General features: G+C 57.3%; 8 protein-coding genes and 1 pseudogene. 3 read left to right on the forward strand and 6 right to left on the reverse strand.

The annotated features are described in order from the left end of the window. Positions 1-36: 36 nt before the first annotated feature. From CBB91_RS11220 to CBB91_RS11235, 4 genes are all read right to left on the reverse strand, one after another. Positions 37-1,200, reverse strand: coding sequence for a GNAT family N-acetyltransferase (locus CBB91_RS11220; protein ID WP_273014127.1), 1,164 nt, complete (start codon positions 1,198-1,200; stop codon positions 37-39). Between the two features lie 9 nt (positions 1,201-1,209). Next, complete coding sequence (locus CBB91_RS11225; protein WP_273014128.1) at positions 1,210-1,938, reverse strand: glycerophosphodiester phosphodiesterase family protein; 729 nt, start codon at positions 1,936-1,938, stop codon at positions 1,210-1,212. Beyond that, positions 1,939-2,400 (reverse strand): RidA family protein, encoded by a 462-nt coding sequence (locus tag CBB91_RS11230; RefSeq protein ID WP_035552276.1) that lies wholly within the window; start codon positions 2,398-2,400, stop codon positions 1,939-1,941. A 68-nt stretch (positions 2,401-2,468) separates the two neighbouring features. After that, a complete protein-coding gene (locus CBB91_RS11235; RefSeq protein WP_273014129.1) occupies positions 2,469-3,740 on the reverse strand; it encodes a DNA polymerase IV in 1,272 nt (423 codons plus the stop codon). A 137-nt stretch (positions 3,741-3,877) separates the two neighbouring features. Between CBB91_RS11235 and CBB91_RS11240 the strand changes: the two genes are divergently transcribed. The 3 genes from CBB91_RS11240 to CBB91_RS11250 all read left to right on the forward strand — a co-directional run bounded on the left by CBB91_RS11240 (position 3,878) and on the right by CBB91_RS11250 (position 6,894). Next, positions 3,878-4,267 carry a response regulator gene (locus tag CBB91_RS11240; RefSeq protein ID WP_035552273.1) on the forward strand — a complete coding sequence of 130 codons (390 nt, stop codon included), beginning with the start codon at positions 3,878-3,880 and terminating at the stop codon, positions 4,265-4,267. Further along, entirely contained in the window at positions 4,264-5,631 is a 1,368-nt protein-coding gene (locus CBB91_RS11245; RefSeq protein WP_273014130.1) for a PleD family two-component system response regulator, read from the forward strand. Before CBB91_RS11240 ends, CBB91_RS11245 begins: the two co-directional genes overlap by 4 nt. Positions 5,632-5,667: 36 nt before the next feature. Continuing rightward, a complete protein-coding gene (locus CBB91_RS11250; RefSeq protein ID WP_273014131.1) occupies positions 5,668-6,894 on the forward strand; it encodes an MFS transporter in 1,227 nt (408 codons plus the stop codon). Between the two features lie 62 nt (positions 6,895-6,956). Here the strand turns inward: CBB91_RS11250 and rpmG are convergent, their stop codons facing one another. Together rpmG and CBB91_RS11260 are read right to left on the reverse strand one after the other, a co-directional pair. Next, the gene (gene rpmG, locus CBB91_RS11255; RefSeq protein ID WP_027836255.1) at positions 6,957-7,124 is read right to left on the reverse strand and encodes a 50S ribosomal protein L33; all 168 of its coding nucleotides are present in this window, start codon (positions 7,122-7,124) and stop codon (positions 6,957-6,959) included. A gap of 84 nt (positions 7,125-7,208) precedes the next feature. After that, positions 7,209-7,569: pseudogene (locus CBB91_RS11260) on the reverse strand (NUDIX hydrolase); the annotation flags it as partial.

Consider the following 7,569-nt stretch of genomic DNA (forward strand, 5'->3'; position numbering starts at 1 on the left):
GATGCTTTCGATATGTCTTGAATTCGTTGGACGAGCTCATTCGCCCTTCTTAAAGGGTGTTCGCTCCGACAGATAGTCCATGTCGGATTCCACGGCTTCGCGTTCGCGCTCGAGATAGTCCGCGATGGCGTTGCGCAGGCCGGGATGGGCGATCCAGTGCGTCGAATAGGTTGGGACAGGAGCGTAGCCTCGCGCCAGCTTGTGCCCCCCTTGCGCGCCTGCCTCCACAAAGGTCAGGTCATGTTCGATGGCGTAGTCGATAGCTTGATAGTAGCAGGTCTCAAAATGCAGCATTGGTCTGTGTTCGGTGCATCCCCAATACCGACCATAGAGCGTATCTGACCCGATCAAATTCATTGCCGCGGCTATCGGTTCGCCTTCGGACAAGGCAAATATGAAGAGCAGGTCATCTGCCATGCGTTCCCGCAGCAGGGTGAACGTCTTGCGGGTGAGGTAGGGCGAGCCCCATTTGCGTGCGCCAGTATCCATGTAGAAAACGTAGAACGCATCCAGATGATCTTCGGTGATCTCGTCGCCGCGGAGATGCAGGAAGTCGAGCCCTTCTTGAGCTTTCTTTCGTTCCTTGCGTAGATTCTTGCGCTTGGCTGATGACAAGTCTCCAAGAAAGTCATCGAACGAGCCGTAGCCACGATTCTGCCAATGGAATTGTTGGTCCGTGCGCAGCAGAAGTCCGGTATTGGAGAGCATGTCGGACTCTTCGGGCGTCGCGAAATTAATGTGCAGCGAAGAAAGGCCATTCTGCTCTGCCAACTGGATCGCGCCCGAGAGCAGAGCCGTCTGCAAGCGCGTTTCGTCCGGTCCGGGGCGAACAAGCAAGCGCCGTCCGGTGACGGGCGTAAAGGGCACGGCCGAGAGCAATTTCGGATAGTAAGCGCCGCCCGCATTTTCGAACGCGTCGGCCCAGGAGTGATCAAAGACGAACTCGCCCCGAGAGTGGCTTTTTCCGTACAGCGGCATGGCAGCCTTCAGCCGGCCCGCCGCGTCGCGGATCAGGACGTGGCGCGGCATCCAGCCGGTGTTCGGCGTCGCTGCGCCGGAAGTTTCGAGCGCGTCGAGAAACTCCCACTTCAGAAAAGGATCGAACCGAAGCCCAGGCGGATTGGCGACCGCATTCCATTCATCCGGATCGACCTCCGCCATGGCTGAGGCAAAACTCAATTTCAGCGCGGTGTCATCCATGATCGGAATCTAGGGCAAGGCGTAAGCAGAAACCAGTGCCGGATCGAGATGTTCGAAGATGATGGCGACATTTTCATGAACTGCGATGCGCACCTCGTCGAGCGTGCGAACTGTCCAGCAGACAATCGGATAGTCGTCTGGAACATGAGCACGGATGCCGTCGACATCGGTGATGTTGATGGCGACATAGTCGATATGATCAGCCAGAGCCCGCTCAAGAATTTCATTAAACCGCTCTCTGCCAATCTTGTGGGACGGGCCGATTAACTGTCCGCGCATAACGTCCTTCGGCAGAGCGCGAACGGCCTGTTCCGAAAAGCTCATTGCAGCGGCTAGCCCTGGATAAGTTTGTAACATCTTTCCTGTTTTGCGACCGAATTCTTGAGGGTCTGTTTGCCCATCAATCTTCATTTCGGTCAGCAAGGGCAGATCATGGTGCCAGCTTGCCAGCAGGCTCTCAAAGCTGGGCAGGTTGTGCGCACCGGCAATTTGTACGTTGCGCAAGACGTCGATCGACTGTTCTTCGACCCGGTCCGGCCGCGATGCCATACGCTCAAGCGTTTCATCATGATGGATGACCGGATCGCCACCCGATGCGGGCCGGATGTCGAATTCCATGCCCAAGCCATGCTTCGCCGCTGCATCAAACGCAGCATGCGTGTTCTCCGGCGCCTCGTGACCTGTCCACAGGCCGCGATGCGCGTAGAGATAATCAGCCAGGACGAAGCGTTTCGCCATCTAGTCTGCGATTTCGAATATGCCGTCGATTTCGACTGCCACACCCAGAGGCAGTTCGGGGCAGGATACGGCCGACCGCGCATGGCGGCCCGCGTCTCCGAATACATCCACCATCAGGTCTGAGCATCCATTGATGACTTGTGGAATGTCGGTGAAGCCCGGCTTCACATTTACGAACCCGCCAAGTTTCACCACGCGTTTGATGCGTGACAGATCTCCGACGGCAGCTTTGCATTGCGCAATGAGATTGATGCCGCAGAAGCGTGCGGCCTGTTGGCCGGCTGACAGCTCCATGTCTTCTCCCAGGCGGCCCTTGATAAGGCCGTCGGATGAGGCGCTCACCTGACCTGAGACGAACAGCATGTTGCCGCTGATGACATAAGGCACATACGTCGCCACCGGCTTCATGGGCTCTGGGAGTTCAATACCAAGTTCATCGAGGCGGGATTCGGGGGTCGACATGGGATTCGCTCCTTGGAAATTCGATCTGGCTTTCCCTAGACCGCTATCGGGTTGCGCGCAAACCCGTTTCAGGAAGCGGCTTTTTTGGCTCGTGCTGATCGTCCCGTCATTACGGCATCGGCACCAAATTTCTCCCGCGCGAGGTCTGAAGCGCGCTCGGCCGCCGCCCGTTTCGCAACGAGAGGGTCAAGCAGGTCAACGGAATCTGCGCGATGTTCGGAAAGGTCCGAAATACCGATGCCTATCAGGCGGAACCGGGTTCGGCCGTTGGCTTCTTTCGCCAGCAAGATCCTGGCACTTCGAAACAGGGTTTGCGCCAATTGTGTGGGCTCTGCCAGGGAGAGCCGACGGGTGAGTGTGCGGAAGTCGGCTGTCTTGAGCTTGAGTGTGATGACATTGCCCACAAGACCGGTTGCCTTTGCGCGATCCGCCGTCTTGACGCAAAGCCGCCAGAGCTGATCCTCCAGCCATGCAGTATCAGACATGTCTTTGTGGAAGGTTGTCTCAGAACTGACGGATTTACGTTCTTCATCGTTTCGCACAGGCCGATTGTCGATGCCGTGGGCACGGTTCTTCAGCCACATGCCGGTTTCACCATACTTCCCGATCAGCTGGCGAAGCTCTGTTCGTTGCAGGTCTTCAATCGTGTCGTAGCCATCCAGTGAAAGCTTCTTCGCGAGTTTCGGGCCTACGCCATGAATGAACCCGACAGGCTTTGGTGCGAGCAGTGCTTCGGCTTCTTCGGCGGCGATGACAGCAAAGCCCTTGGGTTTGTCGAGCTCGCTTGCCGTCTTGGCGAGGAATTTATTGACCGATAGGCCGATTGAGACCGTGATCCCGACATCCCGCTCAATTTCGGCAGCAAGACGGGCCAAAGACACCGCAGGGGGCGCCTTGTGGAGTGTGTTCGTGCCCGTGAGATCAAGATATGCTTCATCCACGGATACGGGCTGTATCATCGGAGTCAGTGCCTGCATCTTTTCCCGCACCTGCAGGCCCGCGATCCGGTATTTTTCGCTATTAGGCTTGATGACCACCGCATCCGGGCAGGCTTTCAGCGCCTGAAACATCGGCATGGCGGAGCGAACACCATAAAGCCGCGCAATATAGCAGCACGTAGCCACCACGCCGCGTTTTCCACCGCCCACAATCACAGGCTTGTTCTTCAGGCTCGGATCGTCGCGCTTTTCAATTGCCGCAAAGAAGGCGTCACAATCCAGATGAGCGATCCCCAACTCGGCCAGCCGACTATTTCGCACCAGTCGCTCATGACCGCAGGACGGGCAGGCCGGCGCGTCTTCTTCAAACATATGAAAGCAATTGCGGCAGAGCGTCGTCATGGTGGTTTGTTCTTGCCATGTTCTATCGATTCAAGCAATCAATGCACGGCTAATCTGTAAACCAGTGTTAACGATTCTGGGTGTAGCTGGCAGAAGAGTTCATAAAATTGGCCCGAATCACAGGCATCAGAGGTGTCATGGCGCAGTCGCAAACCAGGAAAGTACTGGTGGTTGAGGACAATGAACTCAACATGCGCCTCTTTTGCGACTTGTTGGATGCCTACGGATTCGAGACTTTCCAGTGTCGTGATGGAGCAAAGGCGGTCGAGATCGCACGCCGCGAACAGCCTGACCTTATCATCATGGATATTCAGCTGCCCGAAGTTTCCGGTCTGGATATTACGCGTTGGCTGAAAGATGACGACAAGGTCGCCCACATTCCCGTCCTTGCGGTAACCGCCTTTGCGATGCGCGCGGACGAGAAACGTGTTCGAGAAGCCGGATGCGAAGGCTACCTGTCCAAACCGATCCAGATTGCAACTTTCATCAAGGCGGTTGAGGCACTCATGCCCAAGGAGGCGGCGTGACCGCGCGCGTCCTCGTCGTAGACGACATCGAGGCGAACCGGCGCTTGCTGCAGGCAAAGCTCGAAGCCCAATACTACACCGTCATTCTCGCCGAAAACGGCATCGCAGCGCTACATGCTGTGGAGAAGCACGAGCCGGATATCATCCTGCTTGATGTGATGATGCCTGGCATGGACGGATATGAAGTCTGTCGCCGCCTGAAGGCAGATCCCGCGACCGCCCATATCCCTGTCGTCATGGTGACGGCTTTGAATGATGTCGAGGACCGAATTCGCGGTCTTGATGTCGGTGCCGAAGACTTCCTTACAAAGCCTGTGGATGATTTCGCCCTGATGGCACGAATGGGGGCGCTGACGCGCTACAACGCCGTGGCATCTGAGCTGCGCCAACGACAGGCTTCAGGACTGCGCGCAGGCGTTGATAACAGTGATTCCGTTAGCGTTCAGGACAAGCCTGCGCGTCTGTTCGTCGTCGATGACAACCAGCGTATGGCCACGCGTATTGCCGATATGCTGAAAACGGGAGGGCATTCAGCCTTCACGCTTCATGAAGCGGGCGGCATGACAGGGCTGAACGAGCTTGGCGTTGATATCCTGGTCTTGTCGATGCTGAGCGACCGGTATGATGCGCTGAAGCTCTGCGCGCACTTCAAGATGAATGAGGCAACGCGGGCGATTTCCATTCTGCTGATCAGTGATCCNGANGACCGTCAGCGCGCTGGCAGNGGGCTGGATCTTGGCGCTAGCGATGTGATCTTCACACCGGTCGACAAGCAGGAATTGCTGGCGCGGGTGCGCACACAAGCGCGCCGAAGCCGGTATATCGAGATGTTGCGNGAGCGAGTNGACCGNGGACTGGAACTTTCAGTCATAGACCAACTGACNGGGCTNTATAATCGTCGCTACATGAACAANCAGCTCGANCAGCTCTTGCAGCGGTCCAAAATGGGCGGACGCCCTGTTTCGGTCATGATGGCCGACATTGATCATTTCAAGTCGGTCAACGACACGTACGGGCATGATGCTGGGGACGAAGTGCTTCAGGAAGTGGCCAAGCGGCTGAAGACGAATAGTCGTGTCATGGATGTCGTCTGTCGCCCGGGCGGTGAGGAATTCATGGTCATCATGCCGGAAACACCTGGCGGACTTGCCTGCGCTGCGGCAGAGCGAATTCGTCTCGCGGTGGCCGCTTCGCCTTTCAAGATCTATGGCGGCGCGAAGGAAATCACCATCACACTCAGCGCTGGCGTCTCTACGGTGAACGGTCCGAGCGATACGATCGCCGACCTGACGAAACGCGCGGATACGGCGCTGTATCAAGCGAAGTCCGCTGGTCGCAATCGGGTTGAAAGTATCGCAGCCTGATTGACTTGAGCCGCCGCGCGCCNCAATCCGCTTCGGATGACTGACCGGTTCTCGGCATTTCGCCATTCTTCCTATCGCAGATANTTCCTGTCTCGCTTCCTGACATCGCTGGCCGCGCAGATCGTATCTGTTGCCGTCGCCTGGCAGATGTATGACGAGACCCAAAGCGCTGCGCTGTTGGGATGGATCGGTCTCGTTCAGTTTCTTCCCGCACTCCTGTTGGTAGTCGTGACCGGTGTGGCATCGGATCGTCTGGGGCGGCGCAATGTGATGGGCGCTTCGGTGAGTGTGGAACTGCTCTGCGCGGCGGTGATTTTGACGCTGGCTGTCACCGCACGATTCGATCCGCTGATCGTANTGGCGACGTTGACCGTATTCGGTGTGGCGCGAGCGTTCTACACNCCAGCGTCCTCGAGCTTGGCNGTGAATCTCGTCCCACGAGAGGACTTCGCAAATGCCGTCGGTTGGCTGGCTTCCTCTTGGCAGACTGCGTCAATCCTCGGCCCGGTCGCCGGGGGGCTTTTGTATGGTGTTTCAGCGGGTTTTGCATACGGAACGGCCGTGTCGCTTTTTGCGATTTCAGCGCTGCTCATCTTTTCGATTCCAAAGCCGGAGCAGAAGATNGAGCGCGAGCCGACCACGTTGAGTGTCCTACTCGGTGGCTTCCGCTACGTGTTCAATCAGAAGATCGTGCTGGGCGCGATTTCGNTGGANCTGTTCGCCGTATTGCTTGGNGGGGCTGTGGCGCTGCTGCCGATCTATGCACGCGACATNCTGGAGATCGGGGAGGAGGGCCTTGGCTTGCTNAGAGCCGCNCCAGGCATCGGNGCGCTTCTCATGNTGGCCATTATCACCATTTTCCCGATCAAGGATCATGCCGGTCTGATCCTGTTTGTCTCGGTGGCCTGTTTTGGTATCGCGACGGTTGTGTTCGGCCATTCGAACATTGTCTGGCTTTCTATCGTAGCGCTCATATTCGTGGGCGCGTTCGATATGGTTTCAGTCTACATCCGCGAAATCCTGCTTCAGCTTTGGACGCCGGATCAGGTGAGAGGGCGGGTCAACGCCGTAAATTCCATTTTCCTCGGGGCATCGAACGAATTGGGCGAGGCGCGGGCCGGCTTCATGGCGGCGAAGTGGGGCGCTGTGTTCACGGTTGTGGCAGGTGGGTACGCGGCGGTGGGTGTTGCTGCGGCCTGGTCAGTCCTTTTCCCCGGCATCCGCAAGACACGTGATCTGCATCATGGCGTGCCGGAAAAATAGGCAACAAAAAACCCGCTCTTGCGAAGCGGGCTTTTCGAAACAATGCATGAAAAACAAGGATCTTACTTGATCTTGCCTTCCTTGAACTCGACGTGCTTCTTCGCGATCGGGTCGTACTTACGCTTGACCATTTTCTCGGTCATGTTGCGCGGGTTTTTCTTCGTCACGTAGAAGAAACCGGTGTCGGCCGTCGAATTCAGGCGGATCTTGATGGTGGCTGGTTTGGCCATGACGAATGCTCGCTTGTGTTAGCGTCTGAAACTGGAAAGCGGCTTAATGACGATGTGCGGGCCGGAAGTCAAGCGCCATTGCTGCTAGAGGCGGTCGGTTGTGTGGCCGCTGCGGGTCCAGCGCAGGAAAGGCGGCCCCCTGTTGAGCGATGGCTTGTCAATCCGCTCCTCGATTTCCCCCAGCATGAACCGTGTGACATTGGGCAAATCCAGATCCAGCGCGTCTTTCAGCGTCACCCATTGCAGGTCCGACAACTCAGCGCCATCGACTGGCGGCCGCTCGTCGATCAGCGCTTCTTCGGCATCCGCCATGAAGAAACGCGCATCGAATCGCTTCGGTCGATAGGGCGGCGTGATCGCTCGGCCGATGAAGGTCAGCGGTGACAGATGTGGCGCAGCGTCCAGATCGTGAAAAGGCTGCCAGCCAGTCGGATAGCGCGCCGGC

Origin of the sequence: Hyphomonas sp. TMED31, assembly GCF_002172815.1 — a bacterium.
In the GTDB taxonomy this organism is placed as follows: Bacteria; Pseudomonadota; Alphaproteobacteria; order Caulobacterales; family Hyphomonadaceae; genus Hyphomonas; species Hyphomonas atlantica.

What these genes read in the sequence shown, in the direction of transcription:
- CBB91_RS11220 (WP_273014127.1), bottom strand. Translation starts at nt 1,200, where the DNA reads ATGGATGACACCGCGCTGAAATTGAGTTTTGCCTCAGCCATGGCGGAG.
- CBB91_RS11225 (WP_273014128.1), bottom strand. Translation starts at nt 1,938, where the DNA reads ATGGCGAAACGCTTCGTCCTGGCTGATTATCTCTACGCGCATCGCGGC.
- rpmG (WP_027836255.1), bottom strand. Translation starts at nt 7,124, where the DNA reads ATGGCCAAACCAGCCACCATCAAGATCCGCCTGAATTCGACGGCCGAC.
- CBB91_RS11235 (WP_273014129.1), bottom strand. Translation starts at nt 3,740, where the DNA reads ATGACGACGCTCTGCCGCAATTGCTTTCATATGTTTGAAGAAGACGCG.
- CBB91_RS11240 (WP_035552273.1), top strand. Translation starts at nt 3,878, where the DNA reads ATGGCGCAGTCGCAAACCAGGAAAGTACTGGTGGTTGAGGACAATGAA.
- CBB91_RS11230 (WP_035552276.1), bottom strand. Translation starts at nt 2,400, where the DNA reads ATGTCGACCCCCGAATCCCGCCTCGATGAACTTGGTATTGAACTCCCA.